16 protein-coding genes and 1 pseudogene are annotated in these 25,376 nt (G+C 45.6%); 12 read left to right on the top strand and 5 right to left on the bottom strand.

Translation table 11 applies throughout. The features are described from left to right. The first annotated feature begins 23 nt into the window (after positions 1-23). Entirely contained in the window at positions 24-260 is a 237-nt protein-coding gene (locus B0182_RS15350) for a surface lipoprotein assembly modifier (protein ID WP_078274810.1), read from the top strand. Here the strand turns inward: B0182_RS15350 and B0182_RS10050 are convergent. The 3 genes from B0182_RS10050 to B0182_RS10035 all read right to left on the bottom strand — a co-directional run bounded on the left by B0182_RS10050 (position 257) and on the right by B0182_RS10035 (position 4,307). After that, a complete protein-coding gene (locus tag B0182_RS10050) occupies positions 257-1,948 on the bottom strand; it encodes a HAMP domain-containing sensor histidine kinase (protein WP_078274809.1) in 1,692 nt (563 codons plus the stop codon). The genes B0182_RS15350 and B0182_RS10050 overlap by 4 nt on opposite strands. A gap of 127 nt (positions 1,949-2,075) precedes the next feature. Next, complete coding sequence (locus B0182_RS10045) at positions 2,076-2,798, bottom strand: response regulator transcription factor (protein WP_029103939.1); 723 nt, start codon at positions 2,796-2,798, stop codon at positions 2,076-2,078. 231 nt (positions 2,799-3,029) lie between these two features. After that, positions 3,030-4,307 (bottom strand): efflux RND transporter periplasmic adaptor subunit, encoded by a 1,278-nt coding sequence (locus B0182_RS10035; protein WP_143821712.1) that lies wholly within the window; start codon positions 4,305-4,307, stop codon positions 3,030-3,032. A 234-nt stretch (positions 4,308-4,541) separates the two neighbouring features. Here B0182_RS10035 and B0182_RS10030 point away from each other — a divergent pair, with 234 nt between their 5' ends. The 10 genes and pseudogenes from B0182_RS10030 (at position 4,542) to B0182_RS09985 (ending at position 22,964) form a co-directional block, all read left to right on the top strand. Further along, positions 4,542-4,889: a response regulator gene (locus tag B0182_RS10030; protein ID WP_036388546.1), complete on the top strand. Its 348-nt coding sequence runs from the start codon at positions 4,542-4,544 to the stop codon at positions 4,887-4,889. A gap of 63 nt (positions 4,890-4,952) precedes the next feature. Next, a complete protein-coding gene (locus tag B0182_RS10025) occupies positions 4,953-5,327 on the top strand; it encodes a response regulator (protein ID WP_078274806.1) in 375 nt (124 codons plus the stop codon). A 3-nt stretch (positions 5,328-5,330) separates the two neighbouring features. After that, complete coding sequence (locus B0182_RS10020) at positions 5,331-5,861, top strand: chemotaxis protein CheW (RefSeq protein ID WP_078274805.1); 531 nt, start codon at positions 5,331-5,333, stop codon at positions 5,859-5,861. A 1,309-nt stretch (positions 5,862-7,170) separates the two neighbouring features. Continuing rightward, positions 7,171-8,205: pseudogene (locus tag B0182_RS15345) on the top strand (methyl-accepting chemotaxis protein); the annotation flags it as partial. 19 nt (positions 8,206-8,224) lie between these two features. Next, positions 8,225-9,094: a CheR family methyltransferase gene (locus tag B0182_RS10010; protein WP_078274804.1), complete on the top strand. Its 870-nt coding sequence runs from the start codon at positions 8,225-8,227 to the stop codon at positions 9,092-9,094. Between the two features lie 76 nt (positions 9,095-9,170). Then, the gene (locus B0182_RS10005) at positions 9,171-17,324 is read left to right on the top strand and encodes an Hpt domain-containing protein (protein WP_078274803.1); all 8,154 of its coding nucleotides are present in this window, start codon (positions 9,171-9,173) and stop codon (positions 17,322-17,324) included. 30 nt (positions 17,325-17,354) lie between these two features. Further along, on the top strand, positions 17,355-18,464 hold the full coding sequence (locus tag B0182_RS10000) for a chemotaxis protein CheB (RefSeq protein ID WP_244893677.1): 1,110 nt from the start codon (positions 17,355-17,357) through the stop codon (positions 18,462-18,464). A 126-nt stretch (positions 18,465-18,590) separates the two neighbouring features. After that, positions 18,591-19,091 (top strand): hypothetical protein, encoded by a 501-nt coding sequence (locus tag B0182_RS09995; RefSeq protein ID WP_029103932.1) that lies wholly within the window; start codon positions 18,591-18,593, stop codon positions 19,089-19,091. Between the two features lie 84 nt (positions 19,092-19,175). Continuing rightward, positions 19,176-19,703 (top strand): cytochrome b, encoded by a 528-nt coding sequence (locus B0182_RS09990; protein WP_078274802.1) that lies wholly within the window; start codon positions 19,176-19,178, stop codon positions 19,701-19,703. Positions 19,704-20,276: 573 nt separating this feature from the next. Continuing rightward, a complete protein-coding gene (locus B0182_RS09985; protein ID WP_158079687.1) occupies positions 20,277-22,964 on the top strand; it encodes an autotransporter domain-containing protein in 2,688 nt (895 codons plus the stop codon). Positions 22,965-23,218: 254 nt separating this feature from the next. On the opposite strand, the gene ahpF is transcribed toward B0182_RS09985, so the two are convergent. After that, positions 23,219-24,775, bottom strand: a complete 1,557-nt coding sequence (gene ahpF, locus B0182_RS09980; RefSeq protein ID WP_078274800.1) for an alkyl hydroperoxide reductase subunit F — start codon at positions 24,773-24,775, stop codon at positions 23,219-23,221. A gap of 107 nt (positions 24,776-24,882) precedes the next feature. Then, entirely contained in the window at positions 24,883-25,065 is a 183-nt protein-coding gene (locus tag B0182_RS09975; RefSeq protein WP_078274799.1) for a hypothetical protein, read from the bottom strand. Here B0182_RS09975 and B0182_RS09970 point away from each other — a divergent pair. Further along, a complete protein-coding gene (locus tag B0182_RS09970) occupies positions 25,064-25,285 on the top strand; it encodes an HP1242/YdcH family protein (protein WP_078274798.1) in 222 nt (73 codons plus the stop codon). The two genes, B0182_RS09975 and B0182_RS09970, sit on opposite strands and share 2 nt — an antisense overlap. The last annotated feature ends 91 nt before the right edge of the window (positions 25,286-25,376 follow it).

Raw genomic sequence — 25,376 nt, 5'->3', positions numbered from 1 at the left:
ATACTTTTTGAACCACTGCCGGTCTGCAAGCTCGTTATTTAACGAGTAAAAGAGAGTTTGACAATGACCACGAGATCATCTCTATACCGAGAGTGGACAGAGAAAAGACGTACCATGTGTCATTATTTAATCCAAAATGGCAATACAAAGGCATGAGACCTACACTAAATTGGGTCTATAAGGATGTAACGAGTAATATTCCCCAGTTATATCAATATCAAAATCAGAGAGTGTATTTGTCGCTTTATCGTGAATTTTAACCATCCTGATTTATCGGCAACACCACCAAAAAGCGAGTTTTGCCCTGCCATGTATCGGTGCTAATATGTCCGCCATGGGCTTCGGCAATTTGGGCGACCAGCGACAGCCCAAGTCCCGAGCCTTTTTTCTCCTGTTTTAGTCGTACAAAGGGGCTAAATATATCTTCACGCTTATCCACAGGAATGCCAGCTCCTTGGTCGATGATTGCCAGTACGGCATAGTGGCTTTTTTTGCCATCATCTTTGTCTTTGTTGCGAGAGAGTAGTTTAAAGAAGGCGCGGGTGTGCTTTTCTAATGACGTATCTTGGGTGGTTTGCGTTTGCTCTTCACTACTCTCTTCTTTATTGTCTATCTGTTCGGTTTGCTCTGGCAAGTCATCATTGACATTAAGATGACTTGCCAGTTCATCATGGTCACTGCCGTGGGTGGTTGTGATGTCATGAATGGCGAGTATGTTCATGTAGTCATCGCCTTTGCCAAGGTCGATGAGTGCTTTGGGGATGAAGCCTGCTTCTTCCACACTGGGCGAGCCATAGGCATAGACTTCCACAGGGGGTGCGCCATGAATGAGAGCGTTATTGATGAGATTACGCACCAAATGCGTCAGCAGTTTGGGCTGTGCCATCATCGTCACAGGCTCAGCAAAGAGCGTCGCTTCGGTATAGTGTTGGCATTCGCTTTTGATAAGCTCTACCAAATCCACGCTTTCATTGGCTTGCAGAGCATGACCTGCGTCCAGACGACTCACCAAGAGAATGCTCTCAACCAAATCATTAAGCCCTGTTAAGTCACGATTGATGGCATTGGCGCGCTTGTCAAATTTGGCTTTGTCGGCAGGGTCGAGCTTTTGGGTGAGCATGTCCATCATCTCAATCTGCAAGCGAATGCGAGTAATCGGCGTTCTAAACTCATGACTGGCGTGGGCGAGCAGTAGGCTGTTGGCATTGATGAGTCGCTCTATCTTCTCGGCAGATTGGTTAAAGCCATAGGCGAGCATGGCAATCTCATCATTGCCCGTCTGATTGACCCGCACACTAAAATCCCCATCGCCCATTTTTGCCATCTTGCGACTCATCTGGTTGAGTCGCCACGTCATGTTATGGGTAATACCCCACAGCACCGCCGTCATGATAAGAATAAGCAAAAACGTGCCAGTAAAGAAGTTAAACATGCCCAAAAACGGACGTTCCTTGGGTGGTTTTCGGCTCTCATACCACACCGAGTAACCCGAGCTGGTCTTTAAGATGACATGATGTGGCTCTTTGCCTGATAGGGTGGGCAATGTCTCGGCAAGCCATGACGGGGTGGGGGGCAGACGTTCGGGCAGTTCGGTGTCTTCGGTCTGCAAAATAAGCCTGCGATTGGGGTCGTAGAGTCCGATTTTGGCGTTTAGGCTTTCATCAAAAATATCAAAGCTTTTTTTGACCACGGCAAGGATAAAACGGGCTTGCAAGCGGTTATTGTCTTTGCTTAGCTTATCCACTTCGACCAAAAAAGGGTCAATTTGCCCCACGATTTGCCCTGCGATGACCTTGGATTTCATGCTGTCGGAGTTGTTATGGACAAGCTGGGCAAGCAAAATCATGGCAATGGCAAAGGCGATAATCGCCAAAAACACGCTGATAAACAGCCGTGCAAACAGCGAGCGAAAGCCAAAGCTGGGCGGTGGGTTGTTTCTGTGGGGCATGGATAGTAGCAGGTGGATTTAAAATAAAATGGCAGTCTAACAGGGTATTGGTTTGGCTGGTGTATTTGCTAAACCGCTATTAAAAAACAAACATCCAATCCCATAGGAATTGGATGTCTGGTGGTGATTATACTTGGTCGGTGGCGAACTGATAACCCACGCCACGCACGGTAATGATACGTTTGGGCTGACGAGGATTGTCTTCAATCAAGGCTCTAAGGCGTGAGATATGAACGTCAATGGCGCGGTCGATGTTCTCAGAGCTGTCATCGTTTGGCATGGCTTGCCAGAGCTGTTCACGGTTTAGCACTTTGCCGGCATGGGTGGCAAAGTAGTGCAGGAGCTGGAATTGGTGTGTGGTCAGACGGACGATTTTATCATCAATGGTTACTTCATGACTGTCGGGGAATACCGTCAAACGCCCAAAGGTCAGACTGCCTGAATTGGTGTCGGCTTGATTGGGGGTCTCATGACGGCGTAGCACCGCACGGATACGAGCCAGCAGTTCACGGGGTTCAAAGGGTTTGGCGATGTAGTCGTCCGCCCCCATCTCTAAGCCCAGCACACGGTCGGTGGTGTCGCCCTTGGCGGTGAGCATGACGATTGGCACTTTGTTAATCATCACATTCTTGGAGGCTCGCACCTTTTGGCAGACCTGCATGCCGTCCATGTCAGGGAGCATTAGGTCAAGCACGATAAGGTTAATGTCACGCTCTTTGGCTTCTAATAGGTCAAGCCCTTCTTGGGCGGTGGGGGCGTGATGAACTTCATAATAGTTCATGGACAGATAGTCGCTGATAAGCTCTGCCAAATCTGGGTCGTCTTCGATGAGTAGGATTTGCTTGGTCATGGTCATGCCTTATGTCAAATAGTATTTAAATTATCTTTTATAAAAAACCCAAAAATAAGGGCGAAAAAATCATGGCTATATCTTGCCAATATTTATTCACTTTGGCAAGGGGTAAATTGTTATTTAATTAAAATGACGGGGTGTATTTTAGCCGATTTTGCCTACATTTACCCACTCTTTGTAACTATTGTTACAGATGATTGTGAGATTGGGCAGATAATAGTCTATGGGTTATTTTAAACGTACTCGTCCGCCATGAGCTTGTTTGGGCAAATCGGCAAGAACGACCAAACCATCTAAGGCAATGCCTGCGATGAGATATTGGTCGCTTTCGGGTTGGTATTCGATGACGACGATTTTGGATAAAGCCAAGCGTTCATCTTGTCCCACTGTCCATAGCCATGCAGGGCGGGGTGTGGCAGGGCGATAGGGTGGTTTGGTCAGCTCGGACAAATCCATGGGGTTTAGCTCATCATCAAAAATGGCAAAGGCAGGCACAAGTACACCCACATCGATTTGTCCATAATTGACATAACCGCCGACCCGTTCGCCAAGCGTGAGTTGGGCTTTTTTGACTTGTTCGGGCGTAATGGCGACGTGGATTTCCATCATGCCACGCACTTTGGGGTTGGGGGTAATCTCTTGTATCTGACCGCCAAAACTTCGCCCATCTTCGGTGTCAAAGCTCACCCCGTCGCCGATGGCAAGATAATTGGCAAAGTCGGCAGGCAAGGGGCTGATGAACTTAATAAACCGCTCATCGGAGATGACAAGCACAGGCGTGGTCTGGGGGTGGATTTTGTCTTTATCATTGATGAATATCGCATCTACCTTGCCTGTCATTGGACTTTTGACATCAAAGGGGGTTTTGGTGATGATGGGGGCTATTGGCATCTCATCATCGGTGCCATCAGTCTGCTCTTGGGGGCTGATTTTTTTTGTGTTTTTAGATGGGTTTTCGGATTTTTCTAGTGTTTTTGTGGTTTGTTTGTCAGTATCATCGGCAATGGTGTCGTCATCGCTTTTGTTGTCATCTAGGCTGTCATTGGAACTGTTATCGGGGTTATCAGCAAAAGTGACGGTTTCTTGATAAAACTTGCCCACGATGTCGCCCACCTTGACCGTATCGCCTACTTTGACGAGCATGCGGTCAAGTTTGCTATCTTGGGGTAGGGGGATGGTTGTCTGCTTGTGGGGGATGATGACCCCTTCTAGGCGAAAGGCAGGCTGATAACGCTCGGACTTGATTGCCATGACATGAGCGGTGGCAAGGGTGACGTTGTCGCCATTGATGGTGATTTTGGCGTTATCAGCATCGGTGGGCGGACGCACAGCCGTGTTGCCATGCACCAGCCCATCTCGCTCGTGCTTGTCATCAAAGCTCTCCAAATCGGTCAGTTTGGCGTCAGGCACAGGCTCGCAGGCACTCACCAACAAGGACAGTGCCACAAGGGCGGACAGAGACCGCCAAGATGACTGGCAGGACAATGGGCAAAAAGGTAAGTTCATGATAACAAGACAATAAAAACAGGTCGCTAAAAATATCTTGCTATCGTATCATATTTTTAGCCCATAAATCCTTTGTTTTATCAAAAAAGAGTGGAAAATTTGCCTTATTTGTGCTAAAAAGTAAAGTAGGTTTTTACTGACTAAAATATTGTCAAAATTTAACCAATTTCTAATTTACAATCCATTTCCAAACAAAAGGATAATCCCGTGAGTGAATTTGCTGGTCTTAAAGTCATGATTATTGACGACTCAAAAACCATCCGTCGTACCGCCGAAGCCCTACTCCAAAAAGAAGGCTGTGAAGTGATTACTGCCGTTGATGGCTTTGATGCTTTATCAAAAATCGTTGAGACTAACCCTGACATCATCTTTGTGGACATTATGATGCCACGCCTTGATGGGTATCAAACCTGCTCAATGATTAAAAATCACCCAGAATACGCCCAAAAACCTGTCATCATGCTATCGTCCAAAGATGGTCTGTTTGACAAAGCTCGTGGACGTATCGTGGGCTCAAACGAGTATTTGACCAAACCATTTAGTAAAGAAGACTTGTTTGCGACCATCAGTCGCTTTCGCTAGTCGGCTCTCTTGACTTCTTGATGATTAGTTAGAAGTTAAATTCATTTAATATAGGAGACAGACATGGCAAAAGTCTTAGTTGTGGATGATTCGCCAACAGAAATGTTGCGATTTCGTGAAATTTTGGTCAAAAATGGCTTTGAGATGTTTGAGGCGGATAATGGCGAAGATGGCTGTGCCAAAGCGATTGAAGTCATGCCCGATGTGGTGCTTATGGACATCGTCATGCCTGAGATGAACGGCTTTCAAGCAACCCGTAAAATCACCCGTGAGCCAAAGACTGCCCACATTCCTGTGGTTATTGTCAGCACCAAAAACCAAGAGACAGACCGTGTGTGGGGTAAGCGTCAAGGGGCAAAAGAATACTTAACTAAGCCCATTAACGAAGAAGAGCTCATCAGAGTCATTCGTTCTGTCATGAGTGTATCTGCGGGGTAAATCATGGCATCTTTTGGTTTTATTGAGCTTTTGCGTCTTGCCGACCTTGCCAAGGCTCGGGCGACAGGGCGACATGACTCGGATTATACACAGTGGATTGGCATTGCCTTTGAAGTGGGCGGGCAAGAATTTGTCGCTCCGATGGGCGAGGTATCTGAGATTTTGGCGGTGCCTGAACTAACCCCCATTCCCTTGACCAAGCCGTGGCTACTCGGCGTGGCGAACGTACGGGGACGACTGTTGCCTTTGGCGGATTTGGCAAAATTTTTAAACATTGACAGCCATGAGCGCCTTAAAAACAAAAAGGTGATGGTTGTTGACCAAGACGGCTTTTTTTCGGGTATTTTGGTGGATCAAGTGACAGGCATGGTGCAGTTTTCAGGCAGTGAGTACCAAGATGTACCTTTGCCTGAAGAGTCGCCCTTTGCTCCGTATAACCACGGCAGATTTGTCAAAGATGATAAGGCATGGCATGTGGTTATGCCGTCTTTGCTGTTTCATGATACAGAGTATCTAAATGCAGCGTTAGGCTAATTATGCTGGTGGTGTGTTGTTGATTTTGACAGCCTAAGTGTTTGCTATAAAATCAAAACTTGCCAGCATGCTAAAATTTTTTTGCCAATGACAAATTGTGTCATAAATATTTCTAAAAATATCATTTGTGTTATAGGGTGGTCACGCCCAGTGTGTTTGAGCAAATGTAAAACCAATCAAAAGCATTTCATCAACAAGTGGTGGAATTGATGAGTTGTATCAGTTAAGTAAGAAGCGGGCGATATTGATAAGTGGCTCGGTTTTATAAAGGATAAGCAAAATGAATGATGTGAGCAAAGTCTCAGAACCCCTAGTGGTCGCACCAACGTCAGATTCAGAGAAAAAGTGGTGGATGCTACTCATCATCTCTGGGTTCATTGCCATGTTTAGCTTGGCGTATTTGGGGTATTCACTTCTAAAAGTAACCGATTATCTTGGCGATGTCAATCAGCTGGAAGTCAGTGCGGTAAATATCGTCAAAGATGTCAATGACGCCACGTTTTCTCGTGATTTTGATGTTAGTAAAGCTGCTTATGCCAAGTTACTGACAAACGTGCAGTCCTATGAGTTGGCATTATCACGCCTGCAAAATAACAAAATGGTGGGCGATGCAGAGGCGATCAACGCCATCAGCAGTGATTGGCAGTCTAAAAAAAGCAGTGTCGATTATATCGTCACACATCAAAACGACGTCAACGCTTTGCAAGATTTACAAAATCAGGTTCAAGATGCCGCTCGTCAAATGCAAAAGCAGTATGCGAGTGTTACCGATCAGGCGATAAAAGTAGGGCTGTCATCTGCCACCATCAAAGAAATCCAAGAGCAGATTCTACGCCTTGAACGCATCAGCGAAAAAATGGCGGCATTGACCAGCAGTACAGGCACCAATACCGATGAGTTTAAAGAAGAAGTGTCAAATTTTACACGCATCTTAAAAAACCAGCAAGCAGTCTATGGGCAAGCCTCCCCATCCTTGCAAGCCATTGATGATACCTATCAGCAGATGGTGAAGCCTGTCATCAGTCAATTGACTGACCTAAGTAACCCCACCATCCAATCTCGTGAATCTGCCCAAGCACTCACTGACCTTGCTACTAAGACCCAAGAGCAACTTTCCAAGATTGACCGTGGCATTATTACCCAAAAAAGCATTCTAATCCCTGCACTTTTGTTGCTACTTAGTGCTCTTGCTTTGGCATTTGCTTTGTATCGTTTGCTAAGACAGCAAAACAGTCAAGAATTACGCATTAGTGAAAAAGAAAACATGCGTCAGCGTCAAGAGATGGAAAAAGAAGCGGCACGAGCCAGACAAATCCAAGAAGAAAACGAACGCTCACAAATGGCGATTTTGCGACTGCTTGATGAATTGGGCGACCTAGCAGAAGGTGACTTGACCGTAAACGCCACCGTATCAGAAGATTTTACGGGGGCGATTGCCGACTCGGTGAACTTCGCCATCGACCAACTGCGTCAGCTGGTACTTGCCATTAACACCACTGCTGACCGAGTTGCCCAGTCATCACAACAAACACAGATGACCGCGGTAGAGCTTGCCGAAGCGTCCGAGCACCAAGCCCAAGAGATTGCAGGCGTGTCTGCCGCGATTAATGAGATGGCGGTGTCGATTGACCAAGTATCTGCCAACGCTTCAGAGTCTGCCTCGGTTGCCCAGCGTTCGGTTGCCATTGCTCAAAACGGTGCGGACGTGGTACAACGCTCTATTGAGGGCATGAACACCATCCGTAATCAGATTCAAGAAACCTCTAAGCGTATTAAGCGTCTGGGTGAATCGTCTCAAGAGATTGGTGATATTGTTGGATTGATTAACGACATTGCCGACCAAACCAATATTCTGGCCTTGAACGCCGCCATTCAGGCATCGATGGCAGGTGAGGCAGGTCGTGGTTTTGCGGTCGTTGCCGACGAGGTACAGCGACTGGCAGAACGTTCGGCTGCGGCGACTCGTCAGATTGAGACACTGGTTAAGACCATTCAGGCGGATACCAATGAAGCGGTATCATCGATGGAGTCTACCACTGCAGAAGTTGTAAAAGGTGCAAAACTTGCCAAAGACGCAGGCGAGGCACTAGACGAGGTGCAAACCGTATCGAACACACTGGCAGATTTAATCCAAAACATCTCAAACGCTGCCCGTCAGCAAGCCACCTCTGCAGGTCATATTTCTAGCACGATGAACATCATTCAAGATATTACCTCGCAAACTTCATCAGGTACGATGGCGACTGCTCGTTCGGTGGGTCGTCTAAACGAGATGGCGGCAGCCTTGCAAGAGTCAGTATCTGGCTTTAAGCTATCCAACGATGATGTTTTTGCTGACAACTGATTGTTAGCATGGGGGCGTGATGAATTTGCCTTTGTGGCAAGCGTACATAGAGCGAATCTGTGGATTTGTGTTGCCGTCGGTGCAACATAATTGGCTCATTTATGCCATCACGACCACCGCCCAAAGTCACAACATGAGCGTACATGAGCTGTATGATGCTTTGCAACATGATATTGTTGTACCATCAGAACCATTGCCAGCCTTGACTCAGTCGCTACTTGATAACTTACTCATTGCGGAGAGTCGTTTTTTTCGCCATGAGCCGTCTTTGACATTCGTCGGAGAGCTGTACAAATCTTACATTACTAAGTGGCATAAGGCAACACCATCGTTTGATGTTCCGTCGATGTTTTCGGTATGGAGTGCAGGATGTTCTACAGGTCAAGAGACGTATTCGTTGGCAATGACACTTGACTTGATATCTCGGCAGTTTGTCAGACCTTTGCCGTTTCAGGTCAATGGCTCGGATTTGTCCGTACGCTCGCTGACGTTGGCAAAAAAAGGCGAGTATACAGGCAGACAAATTAATGAAATCCCTGCCCGTTACCACTCCCAGCTTCATGCCACGCACGATGGGGTGGGCGTTTTTAATCACCAAAAAATATGGCAGGTGGACATAAAAACTCGGCAACACACCCAATTTTTTTGGCATAACCTTTTTGCAAAAAAACCGCTTGGCTTGCCCAAGCAACAGGTGATTATTTGTCAAAATGTGCTGATTTATTTTAGAAAATTTGACCAAAGAGACATTTTGGCATATTTTGTGCAGAATTTAGATATTGGCGGTTGTGTTTTGTTCGCTCCTAATGAAGCCATGTTTTGGCAACACCCTAATATGAGGCGTGTCGATAACGGTCAGATTAACGCTTGGCAAAAAATAAGCCAATGACTGACTTGCACCCATGTCAAATGATGATTTAAAAAAATGGCGCAAGCCAATTAAAGTATTGTTTTAGGATGATAAGATGATTAAGCAGTCCAATGAATTAGTGGCATTAGAATGGCTGATTGACCCGTTAAACCAAGAATTTCAAGCATTGCACGCCCATACAGCCCTGTCAGCATCTGAGATGTTGGCTTATTTTGCTCGCCAATATGGTGTTATTGGCAATGTGCTTGTCATGGCAAATCTGCCTGAGTTTACCAAACTTGCCAAAACCATCGGTGAGACTGCTGAGCATTTTGCAAAAACGGGCAACCCTGCGGTTTTGGCACCAAAAATCATCTACGCCAGCCATCTGTTGCAAAATGAGATAAAACGCTATGCCACCACAGGTTTTTTGCGACGTCCTTTACTAAATTCACGCATTTATTATCTTAATTTGGTGGGGGCTCATGTGGGCGGCAAGATAGACAAACAAAGCATCTTGCAGTCGGTGGTTCATGAACGGTTTAGCGAGCAAATAGACCTAAAAGTGGTTCAGTCAGGCACACTAGATGACAAAAGCTATCAAGAGATTAATCAGGCTTGGCGGGCGTTGGCAGGACAGCTTATCCAAAGTGGGGTCAATGGCGAACAACTAACCAAACTGCGTAATCTTGGCACGCACCTAGCAGGAGCAGCAACGGAGCCTGTGCTACAAAAGCTATGGCTCATCACGGTACTATGGCTTGAAAACACCGCATTAAACACCAAGCCATTGCCATCTTATTATGCTCATATCTTGGGCGAACTTGATCGTGTGATTGCTTTTCAAAAGGCAGGCATTGCCCCAGAGCTTGAAGCAAGCATTTGGCTTGAAAATGTTATTGCTGATATTTATGTAGTACTTGCTAATCTAGACGTGTTAAATGAGCAAGCTCAAAACCTCTTAAAGCATCTCAATGAGATGTTGGCAGACGACCAAGCTTTCTTTCCCCATGTATTGGCGACCGTGGAGGGGCTGGTATTTTCGTTGGCGGACAACAAGATTAAGATGGATGTGCTACACGCCTTGCAAGAGCAGTTGTCAGCACGTGGTTGGTCTTTCTATGCCCGTTATGTGGAGCAAATCATTAGTGATGCAACCACCGCCCAAAGCAGTGATGAGATGTTTGCCCAAATGCAATGGCAACTCAACACTCAGCTCCAAGATTTGTATACTGCCATCGCCAGTACCGCCGAGGTTATCAACACCAAAGGCGGTCGTCATGATGACATTGTTGTCAATGAGCGAGATGTGCTTCGTGAAGTTCGTATCTTAATAGAAGAAGTCAAAGATAAGTTCTCAGATTACCTAAACCATAAACAAGCTGATAAACTGCCATCATCTAAGAATTTTGAGTTACTGGTTAAAAACTTTAATGACCTAGGGTTGTTTGATGTGGCGACAGTGGCAACAAAAATTGCGGGGGTATTTACCCTGCTCCAAGAAAAATCACCAAATCATATCCCATGGCAAATCGCTCATAAGATTGCCGAGTGTTTGTCCTTGTTTGAGATGTTCCGTGATAATTTGGCACAACAAGTATTTGACCATGCTCTACTCACCCGAACAGAAGAATGCACCGATGATGCTCAAAGACTACTGCTTGATGCCAATCTAAGCGAGCCTGAACTGTATGATGTGGAGATGGCACGTCACTCTGCTCATCAGCATGCCACGGTTTATGATGACGCAGGCGAGCATGTCCCCACTTTGCCATCACAAACAAACCTTGACGACGCTCAAGATGGTATCCAAGATGTTTTGGATACAGACACAAATACAGATGTGGATTTGGGATTGGGTATTGATGTCAATCTAGATGTTAATGATGGGCAAGACAGCGAAGCAGAAGATGGGCGAGAACTGGCTCATGATGTCGTCTTTGAAAGTCAGATGGTTGAGCCGTCTGTGCAAAAAAATGCCCAAGATGAAAATCAAACCGAGCAGGTTATTGATAATTTTGAGTTAGATGGTACATTGACCATCGATGAGTTGCCAGCGGATGACATGTCTTTGGATGATGCCAAAGCAGAGAATGATGTTGATGTTATTGACGTTAGCATTGATGGCATGCATGATAAGACTTTGGATGAGATTGGTCTAGACATTCATGATGCTCATAAGACAGCCACCATAACACCTGATGAGAGTATTAATATCAGCCATCAAGTCGCCCAAGACAACCAAATCAGCCAAGATGATTTTGATGATTTGTTTGATGATACGCTTACCTTTGATGATAATTTTGGTGTTGATGACATCAAAACACCCACAAAGAGTGAAACAGTCGACTTTGATGTGGCAGATGATGAGCTGTTTGATGATATTTTTGTTGATGAACCAGTTTTGGCAGTCGGTCAAGTAGGCGACCAAAGCCAAAATCCACGCTTAGATGATGACCCAGTCCAAGATGGGCCACAAATCATCAATCATTTGCCTGATGAAGATATTGAGTTGGATTTATTTGATGACAGTATTGCATTGACCTTGGATGATGAGAAGCTTGACGACGATGAACTTATGGTGGATGAGTTGCCCGACCAAGAGCCTCACACGGCAGAAGATGGTGTGTATGCAACCCAAGAAGATGATGAGATTTTGTTGTCTGATTATGTCAATGAAGGCACGGTGGATAATGTTGTACCAAGTCTTGCAAGTAGTGAGTTATTGACTGATGAGCTACCTGAAAATGGCACCAACGAAGATGAGATAGTTGTCGATGATGTAGATGTTGCTCAAGCCGACAATAGCCAAGATTTGCCAGACCAAGATGTGTTTGATGAAGTCGTCTTTGATGATGAGACGATTGGCGAAGCTGATGTTATTTTTGACGATATAGATGATGCAGACGATACGAATAATATCAATATTGCTGATATTGCTGATGAAAAACTTGCCCAAAAAGAGTCTGATGAGCAAGTGACAGTTCTTGGTGAGACAAAACAAGACGTAGCAGAGGGGCAGGCTGCAGATGGGCTAAGTGAGGTTTATCTTGCTGCCAAGGCAAGCCTAAAAGAAGATGATTTTAGCCATGATGAAGAATTCCGTGAGATTTTCATCGAAGAAGTCGATGAAGTCATGGAAGAGATGCATGCGCACCTACCAAAATGGCAAGCTGACCCCCAAAATCTCAAACCGCTAAAAGAGATTCGCCGTAATTGGCACACCCTAAAAGGCTCAGGGCGTATGGTTGGGGCATTTCAAGTGGGTGAGACTGCTTGGGCAATTGAAAATATGCTTAACCGTGTTCTAGACGAAACGGTCAAAGTCAGCCCTGATGTGGTGGCCATCGTTAGTGAGACTGCCGAAATTATCCCTGTTATGGTGCAGGACTTTGCAAGCAGTCAACCCCCGAGCGTGGACAATGCACTGGTAGTCATGCGTGCCAATAATATCTTGGCGGGCAGACCCATGGATGAAGGCAGACCTGACCTAGCAGGCGAGAGTATAGAAGATGAGGTGCAAGACGAGCCATTAGTAGAGACAGTAGAGACAGACGAGTTGGTCAGTGATGATGTGGCAGATGACAACATCATGATTGGCGAGGATGACGATGAGTCTATTGGTGATGAGTTGGCAAATGCTGATGAAATCGAAAGTGTTTCTGAGGAGATTGTTGATGATACCACCAATGATGAGCAAATCCAAACAGCGGACATGCCTGCGGTACTATTGCCATTTATCGAGACTGCCAAAGCAACCACGCATGAGCCGATGGAGGTCGATGAAGACATTCGCGAGATTTATATCGAAGAGGCAGGCGAGGTCTTAGAGACCATCATTCCGCTTTTTGATAAATACCAAAGCAGTCCTGACAAAGGCACGCTGACCGACATCCGCCGGGGCTTTCACACCCTAAAAGGCTCAGGACGTATGGTTGGGGCGTATGAGCTTGGCGAGCTGGCTTGGTCGATTGAGAACATGCTAAACCGTGTCCTAGATGAGACCGTGCCGATGGATGATGGCATGCAGGCACTCATCGGTGACGTGTTGGGCGAGTTTGGTGCGTTGGTGTCCATCTTTGAATCCAAATCTGACGATTACCCTGCCAAGATAAAACTGTGGGAGGCAGTCGCTCACGCTTATAGCAAAGGGCATGGCAAGGAGTTTGACTATCGCACATTGGATGCAGCTGATGGGTTGGACAAAAACACCGATATACAAAATGCCAGTACAGAAGACGGTGATGACATTGACAGTGTTGCCGATAATGGCGCTTTGCAGTCATTAGATGATGGAGTATTGGTGCCTGAGCCTGTTTTGGTGGAATCATCAGTAGAAGGTGAGTCAAATCAAGACGTCATCAATGACAAAAACACCAAACAAACAGACCGCACCCAAGATGATGAGACTGACAAGAAGACCAAGCCCACTCACGAAGCACTTAGTTTGGTGGAGCAGGCAGGTCAGATCATGTCTAACACCACGCCAAGCAGTCCTGTAGATGATGAAGAGGACATGCTGTGCCAAATCTTTATCGAAGAAGCCAGACAATTATTGGCGGAGGTGACAATATTTTTAAATGCACATGAAGCAGATACTCAGACACCCGTGGACAATAACGTGGTGCGTGCATTTCACACCTTGCGTGGAGCATCAGGCTTGGCACCACTGGTGGCAGTGGGTGAGGTGGGTGCTATTATTGAGCGTGGTTTGCAAAGTTTGCAACATCATGATGCACCGATGGGTGATAAGCACAAACAAGCACTCAAAAATGCAGTGGCATTTATTGATGGCTATCTTGATGCCTACAACCAAACCGATGGCGGTCTCATCACCGACCAAGAGTTGGGGGAATTGGCTGAGGATAAGCAAGAAATTGAAGAGTTGATGCTTGATGAGACTAATGTTTATCATGTAGAGAGTCTGATTGATGGGATTGATGAGCTGCTTGATGCTGAGCTTGAATTGGAGGGCATGAGTGCCAAAGAACAAAATGTAATTTGTGATTATGCCAAAACACAGCTTGCTCAGATTGACATGCTTTTAGCACGTACGCAAGATTTGCCAAAATTTCAAAGCCTGCTTGCGTCCTTAAAGCCTGCCTATGAACTGATGGCAGAGCATGCCGAACAAGTCAAAGATGACAGTTTTATTGATGCCTTGCTTGCGGTTCATCATGAGCTCATTGGGCTCTTTGACGCCATGGCAGGTAGCATGGCGTTAACGGTCGATAAATCAATTCTAAATAACCTAAGTACCATCACGTTAGAGCGAGAGAATTATTATCAAGAGCTTGGCAATACTCTAAAAGAGCAGTCTAAGATTAAAGAGGATGCCGATTCATCTAAGGCATCAATTGATGAGGGGGCATCACAGTCTGATTCTCAAGCACCTATTCGTTTAGAGATGATTGCCACAGATGATGAGCTGTTGGAAATCTTTTTAGATGAAGCGTTGGAGCTTGATGCTGAGGTAACTGAAGTTTTCGGTCAATGGCGAAATGATAAGGAAAATCTTGACCATCTAAAAACCCTGCAAAGACATTTGCACACCATAAAGGGTGGAGCGAGACTGGCAGGTATTAGCAGTATTGGTGATCTAACTCACGAAGCAGAGAGTGTATACGAACGCTTTACCAATAAACAAATGACCGTTACCGACCCGTGGGTTCGCACCATGCAACGTGTGCAGGATGTATTATCCTTGCAGCTAGATGCGGTTAAAAATACCAAGCAGTCTTTCTTTGCAGATAACACCATTGCTGATTTACAGGCTTATTTATCCGCAGGAGAAGTGCCAGAAGGGGCTGTGATTGCCATTCCTGTGCTTGATGCCAAAAAAGAAGAGAGTACATCTGCCCAACCTGCCACACCTGAGCTTGATGAAGAAGCCAGATACCAAAGTTTTATTAAAGACTCTTGGCAGGGCAACTTGCCTGACAAAGACATCTTGGGTGTATTCTTAGAAGAAGCTAAAGAGCTTGCTGAGAGCAGTAGTGAGAACTTTGCGGCGTTTCGTAATAACACATCGGACGTGGCAAGTTTGCAAGCATTGCAACGTAAGCTACACACCATCAAAGGTGGAGCAAGAATGGTCTCTGCCAATGGCGTGGCTGACCTCGCTCACGAGATGGAAACGGTCTATGAGGGCTTGGGTAACCGCCGTCTGCCTGCAACACGTATGGTGGCAAATCTACTCTTTGCCTGTCATGATTGGATTACATCAGCGGTTGGGCTGCTAGAACATAACTACAACCCACCTCGCCCTACGCCGTTAGTAGATGCTTTGCACCGTTTCATCAAAAACCCCGATGACCTAAACGAAGTGCCTGTGGTGTCGCTTGAGAATGAAATTGATTTCATCAATGAATATCAAGCCTTCTTGGCAGAATCAAAAAATACCCGTGATATCAGCCGCATGCCACCCATGAAAGGTATGTTTGGAGAAAGTGTGGACAGTAGCAGTAACAATGAGATGATTCGTATCTCAGCCCCACTGCTTGAACGCATGATTAACTTGTCAGGCGAGGCGGCGATTAACCGTGCTCGTATTGACATGAACCTTGCTAGTATCACAGGCAGTATCGAGGAGATGGGGGTTACGGTTCAGCGTCTGTTTGACCAGCTACGTCGCATGGATATTGAACTAGAAGAGCAGATTCTGGCACAGATTGATGATGGTACGTTTGATGAAGATTTTGACCCCTTGGAGATGGACCAGTATTCGTCACTTAACCAGTTGTCCAAATCACTCTCGGAGTCAGCATCAGACTTGCTAGACATTAAAGCGACCATGCTAGACAAAACCCGTGATGGTGAAAACTTGTTGTTACAATTATCACGTACCCAAGCAGACTTGCAGGACAGTCTGATGAATTCACGGATGGTGCCATTTTCACGACTGACCCCACGCCTCCAACGCATTGTGCGTCAAACCGCAAGCGAGCTTGGCAAGAACGTAGAGCTGACGGTGATTAATGCTGATGATGAGATGGATAGAAGTATTCTTGACCGCATTACATCACCGCTAGAACACATGCTTCGTAATGCTGTTGACCATGGTGTTGAGATGCCTGCTAAGCGTAGTGAGCTTGGCAAACCATTAACAGGTCATATCACGTTAGAGGTGCTACGTGAAGGGGGTGAGATGGTTATCTTGCTATCTGATGATGGGGCAGGCGTGAATGTAGATGCGGTACGTAATAAGGCCATCAGTCAAGGATTGATTCACCCCGACGAACAGCTTGCTGATAACGACATCATGCAGTATATCTTTAATGCAGGTCTGTCCACCACAAACAAAGTAACCCAAATCTCAGGTCGTGGCGTGGGTATGGATGTGGTGCGTACAGAGATTCGTCAATTGGGTGGTTCGGTATCAGTGGAGTCGGAGTTTGGTGGGGGCTCTCGTTTTATCATCCGTGTGCCATTGACTGTATCTGTGTCAGATGCACTCATCGTGCGTGTGGCTGACCGCCAATACGCCATCCCGCTGGTGCAGATTGAGCGTGTGGTGCAGATGAATGCCACAGAACTATTAACCTATCATCAATCGGGCAATAACACCATCAAGATTGATAACAAAAACTATCGTTTGCGTTATCTTAATGAAATCTTAACAGGCAATTATTTTAATGAGATTGTCTCAGGTACGACCCTGCCTGTAATTATCATCAAAACTCAGACAGGGCAAGCCCTTGCTTTGCAGGTAGATGAGATTGTGGGTTCTCGTATTGAGATTGTGGTCAAGCCATTAGGTCGTCAGCTTTCTAACCTATCGGGAATCTCGGCAGCAACCATCATGGGTGATGGCTCGGTCATGCTCATCCTTGATCTGTTGGCACTCATGCGTACCGCTCAGGCGAAACGAGAAAACAAAGAGGTGGAACCTGTCGTCAGCCGTCGTCACCTCATCATGGTGGTAGACGATTCTGTGACGGTACGCAAGGTCACATCTCGTTTCTTAGAACGTCAAGGTTTTGAGGTTATCGTTGCCAAAGATGGTGTTGATGCCATTGAGATTTTACAAGACAATATGCCCGATTTGATGCTACTTGACATTGAGATGCCACGCATGGATGGTTTTGAGGTCGCAACTCAGGTGCGTCACAGTCCCCGTTTGAGTCATTTGCCAATCATCATGATTACATCACGAACGGGCGAAAAGCATCGAGACCGTGCCTTCGAGATTGGTGTTAATGACTACATGGGTAAGCCGTTCCAAGAAGTGGAGCTTTTGGAACGTATTGGCAAACTGCTAAACATTTAGCGGTTCGTTCATGAAAGATGATGGTGGGCGATGGAATCTAACAAAGATGTGTCGAAACAAAGACCTTTGAGTGTGGCGGCACAGTACTGGCAAAGCAAGATTGGTGTTAGTCCTACTTGTCAGCACTCGGATGTTGATGATATTTGCACCCATCAAATCATGCCATCTGACGAGCAGATTAAGGATATTAAGGTCATTGTGATAAGTGATCAACGCAGTCAGCGACTTGCTTTTGATGATGGTTTGCGTGAGGCAGGCTTTGACGTTATTGGCTGTTTTAGTACCGAACAGCTTGATGTGATGATAAAGTCAAAATTGCCCAAAGCGATGGTGTGGCTAGTGGAGCCACCTTTATTGGATGGGTTGCAGGCACTCATTGATGGTCATAAGCCACGCCTGATGTTGGTGGGTTTTCAAGAGGCTCCCAATCCAAAGCATGATGAGAGTTATAAAAAATGGCAACGTTCACTGCTACGCCGTCTTTGTAACTCGCTTGGCATGCCCACGATAAAGACTACGGATAAAAAATCCACGACCATCTCCCATGTGTCTGTACGCCCTTGGAAATACGTGCTATTTTTGGGAGCATCGATGGGCGGACCTGATGCTTTGAAGGTATTTTTGGATAACATCTCCCCTGAGTTGCCGCTTGCCGTTTTAATTGCGCATCATTTTGATAAAGAGATGATTTATGGTCTGCCAAAGATACTCACTCGCAATAATGACTGGCGATGTCGGGTAATTGGCATCAGTCAGCGATTACAAACAGGGACTTGCTTGATTGCCCCGATTGAGCAACAAATCGTCTGTGACAGCGAAGGGCGAGTGATTTTACTCGATAAGCCGTGGGGGGGTGAATATCAGCCGAACATCAGTCAGCTCCTTAAAAACACCAGCGACGTGTATGGCAGTGAACTTATTGGCATCATATTCTCTGGCATGGGTGATGATGGTTCTGCCTATCTTGCCCAAATTGCCCAAAACAAAAGCCATCTGTGGGCTCAAAGCCCTGAGAGTAGTGGTTGTCCTAGCCAGCCCCAAGCGATGATTGATTCAGGATTTTGCCAATTTTTTGGGACACCTTTGGAACTTGCCAAACGCATCAATCACATGCTTCGGGGTCTTAAATATTCACAATGACAAACAGCGATGCCTAAATTTGCTTTAAGCGTGCCATCAAATGCATCACGGATGGATGATTCTTGGCAAAACAGCATGATGAATATTAAAGATGATGTCATCATTTACCATTGATTGAGAATAGTTATGAGAAAAATTCAAAAACACCAGTTTGAACCTGTAAGCTTGCTTACTGCTGAGCATGGTACCATTGAGGTGACCGCCATTCCTGCCATCGGTCAGCCTGATTGGTTGGTGCCAACCGCCCTTATCATAAGCGTGGACGAATACCATGAGCGAATCTGGACATATCTGTGGCGAGGTCAAGAGGTCTCGGTGTACCATTTGATTCCCAAAGACATCGAAGTGGACAAGCTCGTCATCTTAGAAGGTAACTCGGACGTTCACCGTTTGGCACTACAAACCGCAGGCGAGCTGACAACCAGAAGGGTTCGTATCTCAGATGTGACAGATATTATTCTAAGTGATGAAGAGATTGCTAACATTCAGCTGTCCATTCCTAATCTACCTAACCGTGAGCAAAGACAAGAAAACTATCTGTATCAAGCGGTCATGCTAGATGGCGAGATGTATGTCGTGCCTGATTTGGACTTAATCGCTCACCGCTTGGTGGATTTGGACAGCTGATTTACCAAAAAGCTACTTTTGTCTTGTAATTTTTACCAAAAACTTCGTTATAATAAAACGAAGTTTTTTATTTAGGGAAGCATCATGACCACGCCAGCCACGAGCCAGCCGACACGTCACACCGATAAATACAGCCTTGCCACTCGCATTTTTCATTGGATGGGGGCGTTACTTATCATCGTGGCATTTGTGACTATTAATATGGGTGATGAGTATATCGGTCTGCACAAATCCATCGGGGCGAGCTTTTTTATTTGGACGGTGCTACGCATCATTAACCGCTTTGTCGTCAAAGCCCCACCGTACCCGCCCATGCCAAAATGGCAAACGGCGATAGCCCATCTGACCCATTTGGGCTTGTATATTGCCATGCTTGCCATGCCTATTACAGGTATGCTCATGAGTATGTATGGCGGTCGTGGCGTGAGCGTGTTTGGGCTGTTTAGTTTCCCAAGCGTGGTCAGCATTAACAGAGATATGGCAAAAGTGATGAACGAGCTACACACAGGGGCGGTGTTTTATGTGCTGGTTTTTCTAGTCATCGCTCATGTTGGTGGAGCGTTGTATCATCAGTTTGTGATGAAAGACAATTTGATAAGTCGCATGAAGTAAAGTGTTAATGCAATGGTAAAAAGCCCCAACATTTGTTTGGGGCTTGTTTCTTTTCGATGAGAAAATTGATTATGTCTATTAAAAGAATATCCTAATGGTTAGTGGTGCTTTCTAGGGTGAAAAAGTGCCATGGTTTTTGTAGTAAGACTCAATTTCATTGGCTGTAATTTGGCTTTTTACTCTTTATAGTCAAACAAATTTGAAATAAGACAAGGAAAACGAGCGAAGTTGTACAAGTAGTACTACGAGCGAGTTTGACACAGTATTATTTCAAAGTTGGCAGACTATATTGTTGCAAGAAAGCGGCTTGATGTATGCTCATTGAAATTTACATGAGATTTTAAAACATCAAAGCAATCCTTGTACTGCCTTTTATATGAAAAATAATACCTTTTATCTTAGCGTCGGAATTTTGAACGATATTTGTAGGTTTTATGTGGTATAACTATGTTTGCTGTTGTATTCATGTATGATTGATGCATGATTTATACAATAGTGTTAATCCACGTCTGTGAGCTGTGCTTGATTAACATATCTCATCTTTTGGCATTTTATATAGAAGCAGGAGTTCCTATGAACCACATTTATCGTATTATCTTTAACCGCAGTTTAGGCATCTATCAGTGCGTGTGCGAATTTGCCAAAGCGTGTGGCAAATCATCGGGTAAGATTTTTAAGGTCAGCGTACTGGCAGGTGCGATGGCAACAAGTGGTACGGCATTTGCTCTTGACATCAATGAGGATAAACACTACACCACAAGTAGCGACAGAGCAGAACCCATCAACATCGCCACCATCAAAGGTAGTCATGTTACCGTAACTGTCTCAGGAAAAGATGTGGTTCGCTCGATGAGTGCAAAAGGTGCATACGACTTAAACAATCCCCACGAAGGTCGTCAATGGATTGGGATTGGACAGTATGGAACGGGCATTGTCAATATCGAAAATGGAGCAACCGTCCGCTCTGCCGACAGCATCTTACTTGGTGTCATGGGCGATGAGGTCAATCGTGTCGCTCACGGTCATGGCACAGTCAATCTGTCTGGCGAATCCAAACTACAAGCCGACCTTTATCTTATGGTGGGTGATGGCGGTGTAGGCACACTCAATGTCAATAGTGGCTCAACCGTGAATGCCAGAGATATTTGGGTTGGCACTACCAACAACGGACAAGCAGGCAGTACCATCAACATTGATGGCATAGGTCAAAGCGAAAACCGCAAATCACAAGTCAATGCCATGACCATTACCGTTGGCGATGAAAATACAGGCACGGTCAATGTCAAAAATGACGGCATGATTAGTGCAAACCGCCTTATCATCGGCGAGCAAGCCACTGGCAATCTGAATGTGTCTAGTGGTGGTAATGTCGCCGTGAATAACATCGAACGAGGTACAGCGGGCAAAGCCAACCTCGTGCTAAATGGTGCTGACATCAAGATAGAGCAAGGCAACCAAGATGACTTCTTTAAAGGTTTTACTAGCACTGATAGCATCACCATTAATAATGGTTTAGAATTTAACACCAACGGTCATGATGTTACCATCAACCCAAATGCCGTCATTACAGGCAATGCAGGTAAATTTACCACCAATGGTGGCGGTTTTGAAAAAACTGGCGAAGGCAATCTTACCATTTCCGAAAACACCTTTAAAAACACCAAAGGCGACATCGCCATTGAAAAGGGCATACTCAAATTAAATGGCAACTTTAAATTTAATGATGGTGAAAGTCTAAATATCGCAGTGCGTGATACTGATGATTATGGCAAATTCCATGTAACAGGCAATCTTGATGCTTCCAAAGGTGCGTTAAATGTCTATGCCTATGACCTCATCAAAGCCACCCTTGCCAATCCAAGCAATACTGCCATTTTTAATGACATGGTAAAAGCGGGTACTTTGACGGGCAAATTTACCTCATTTAAGGTGCTGGACCAAGATGGCAACCCCATTACCTCTAATTTAGACACCGAATACAAAAACAATGCCGTGAATTTGGTAACCAAACCTGCAACGGCAACACCGCCAGTTACTCCGCCTGTAACACCGCCAGTGATAACACTGCCTGCACTCCCAACCACCACACTCTTTACTGATGCGGTGGAACACAACAACAAACCATCAGCCTCAAATGTGGCAGGGGTACTGGATAAAGCGGTTGCCAGCTCTGATAGCAGTTTGGGTAAAACTCTCGTTGCCCTACAAACTGTGGCAAAACTTGATGATGAGCAACTAAGCCAAATCGCCGAAAATCTCCAACCTGCGATTAACACCCAGGCCCCCACCGTCATCAACGAACAGCACAACCTAGCCACCACCGCAGTTACCGACCGCATCTTTACCGCTCGTGCTGACATCACGCAAGGCTCAGACGCTGGCGGACGCTCGCTATTTAGACGCAGTGATAATCTGTCAAACTCTGTGTGGCTACAAGCGGTCGGACAAAAACACAAAGCCGATGAGCGAGGCGGTTTTGCAGGCTTTGATGGCAACTCACACGGCTTTGTGGTGGGGACAGACGGTATGGCAAGCGATGATTTGCGTCTGGGTGTGGCACTGGGACACTCTAATAGCGACATTGACAGCACAGGCACTTCGGTTCGCCAAAACCTACAAACCAAACTCACTCAGGCTTATGTTTATGGCGATTATGCCCTAAGCGATGATACCAATGTCAATGGCTTTGTTGGTTATGGTCGTGCCAATATCGAAACCGAACGTGATATTAACGTGGCCAATGTCTTTGAAGGCAAGGCACGTGCCGACTATGATGCCAAAATCAGTCAAATCGGCATCGGCATTGACCGCCGTATTGGCACCATCAACGACCATGTTTCGCCATTTGCTCAGTTGCGTTATACTCGCCTAGCCAGCGACGGGTATACAGAGACAGTCCATGGCACTGATTTGGTTGGGAACTTTGGTGTGAGTGTGGCAAAACGCACCGACAACATCGTCCGTGCCACCGCCGGTGTTCACTTTGCCAAACCCATCAATGATAATACTCAGCTTATCGGTAGCGTGGCAGGACACTTTGAAAACAACCATCGACCCACCATCAGTGCTTCATTTAATGGTCTGTCCGATGTTAGCTTTAACCAAACTGCCCAAAAGAATGACAAATTCTCAGGGTCGCTCGGTCTAGGCGTACGTTATCAGCTAAGTGCCAATACTGAAATTTTGGGGCAATATCAAGGAGAATTTAGCAAAAATACCAGCACTAATGGCGGTACAGCCGCTATCAAGTGGAAGTTTTAATGCTGTAAAATCCTTGATAATGACACCAATCTTGCAACCTTAGTCGCACTTAAGGGAGAAAGATTAGCATGTCCCATCAAGGCTTGATTAAGCCAAGTCTTGATGGGGCTTGGCTTTTTAATTGTTTCAACCTGTTTTTAAAAATTAGCAGGTGTACAAAATTTTGACGCAAATGAATTATCTGCCAACAAAAAGCACACTTTATCAAGTGTGCTTTTTGGGTATTAGACCTTTAAATACAAATCTTGAACCAATCAAGAATTCATCATCAAATACTCAAATGCCGACAGCCCTGCCTTTGAGCCTTCGCCCATGGCAATGTTGATTTGCTTATAAGGTACGGTGGTTACGTCCCCACAAGCAAACACGCCTGCCTTGCTCGTGCGACATTTGGCATCAATCTCAATCTCGCCATGAGCGGTAACATCGACCAAGCCCTTGACGACATCAGAGTTTGGCACCAGTCCGATTTGCACAAATACCGCCGATAGTGGCAAAGTTACATTCTCGCCCGACACTCGGTCTTGATAGATAAGACCATCTACTTTACCGCCATTTGCCGTGATTTTCTGCGTGGTGGCGTTTTTGATGATTGTGATGTTGTCTTTGGCACTCGCTTTGTCAATCAGGACTTGGTCGGCACGTAGTTTATCGCCAAACTCTAACACGGTAACGTGAGCAACGATACCCGCCAAGTCCAACGCCGCTTCCACGCCCGAGTTACCGCCCCCGATGACCGCCACAGGCTTGCCCTTAAAGAAGGGGCCATCGCAGTGTGGGCAATACGCCACGCCGTTGCCGATGTTTTCATCTTCGCCTTTGACACCAAGTTTACGCCATTTGGCTCCTGTGGCAATGATGAGCGTGCTTGAAGTCCAACTTGCCCCTGTGTTTAGGGTAACTTGATAACCGCCTTTGACTTCTTCGATAGACGATACGCTCACGTGTTCTTTGACCGTGATGTTGTATTCTTTAATATGTGTGGCAAGGTTGCTTGCTAGGGTGTTGCCGTTGGTGAGTGGGATTGAGATTAAGTTCTCAATGTCTTGGGTATCCTTAACTTGCCCGCCAATACGGTCGGCAACGAGTGCCACACGAAGTCCCTTGCGAGCGGTATAAATCGCCGCCGCACTGCCAGCAGGTCCACCACCGATGACGGTTACGTCTTGGGTTTCTAGCTCTTCGCTTTGACCTTCGGCAAGTAAGTCGGGGTACTCGGCTTGTAGTTTGTCAATGATACGGGCGGTATCGACTTTACCATTTAAAAATGGTTTGCCGTTTAAAAATACCGCAGGCACGCCTTGAATGTTGTTGGCTTCGACAAGCTCGGGGAATACGCCACCGTCAATCATCTCGTTTTCAATGCCTTCATTTAAGATGGCAAATTGGTTTAACGCTTGCACGACATCAGGGCAGTTGTGGCACGATAGCGAGACAAAGGTTTGAAATTTAAGTGGTTTTTGAATGCGTTTAACCAGCTCTTGAATGCCTTCGTCCAGCTTCATGGTATGACCGCCTGCGTGCAAAATCGCAAGTAGCAAGGACGTGAACTCATGACCGCCTGGGATGCCACTAAACACAATGCCCGTATCACGGTTGTCGGTGGTAATCTTAAAGCTCATGGGCGATAAGTCAATATCCACCACAGTCTTGTCAAAGCCGATTTTATCCGAGCAGCTGGCAATCTGCTCCAAAAAGTTCACCAATTCGGCACGTTTGGCATGGTCGCCGTAACCCAAAATCATGGCAATGGGGCGGGTCATGTTGGTGCTGTAAGTCTTGATAGCATCAAGTAAAGATTTGTCTAGCATGGTATGTACCTATAAATTGCCTATGAATATGTTTAAATTACCTAGTATTATAAGGGTTATTTGATATTTAGAAAATTTAAACGTTTTTAATATTAAGTTTATAAAACTCAATTAATCCCAAAAAGAAAATTCATACAAAAAAGCACATAAAAAAGATAATTTTGCTTGCTTATACCGCCAATTCTTGCTAAGATAAAGCCGTGCCAAATAAGTGGATTTGGTGGGTAAGTTGCCATCAAATCAGCTGTTGGAATATCACTAACCCATTGATAAATCAGGAGAATTTTCATGTTTCCAGAATACCGTGAACTCATCACCAAACTCAAAACCGAAAATGATTTGCACTTTGTTAAGCTGTTTGATGAGCATAACGAGCTTGACGAAGAAATCACCAATCTTGAAAATGACCCTGTTGCCGCCAACAGTCGTGCCGAAGAAATCGAAAGGCTAAAACGCAAAAAATTGGCTCTAAAAGATGAACTTTATCAATACCTATTGACCAAAGCATAATCAATCGCTTATTTAAGTGATAAAAAACACAGGCTAGACGACCTGTGTTTTTGTTTGGCTGTAATTTTTTGGGCTCTGGTCTAAAAAGTAT

The sequence above is a fragment of the Moraxella bovis genome, from assembly GCF_002014975.1.
Classification (GTDB): domain Bacteria; phylum Pseudomonadota; class Gammaproteobacteria; order Pseudomonadales; family Moraxellaceae; genus Moraxella; species Moraxella bovis.
Note: the sequence above shows the minus strand (reverse complement) of the source record. Positions and strands in the feature narration are given on the sequence as shown.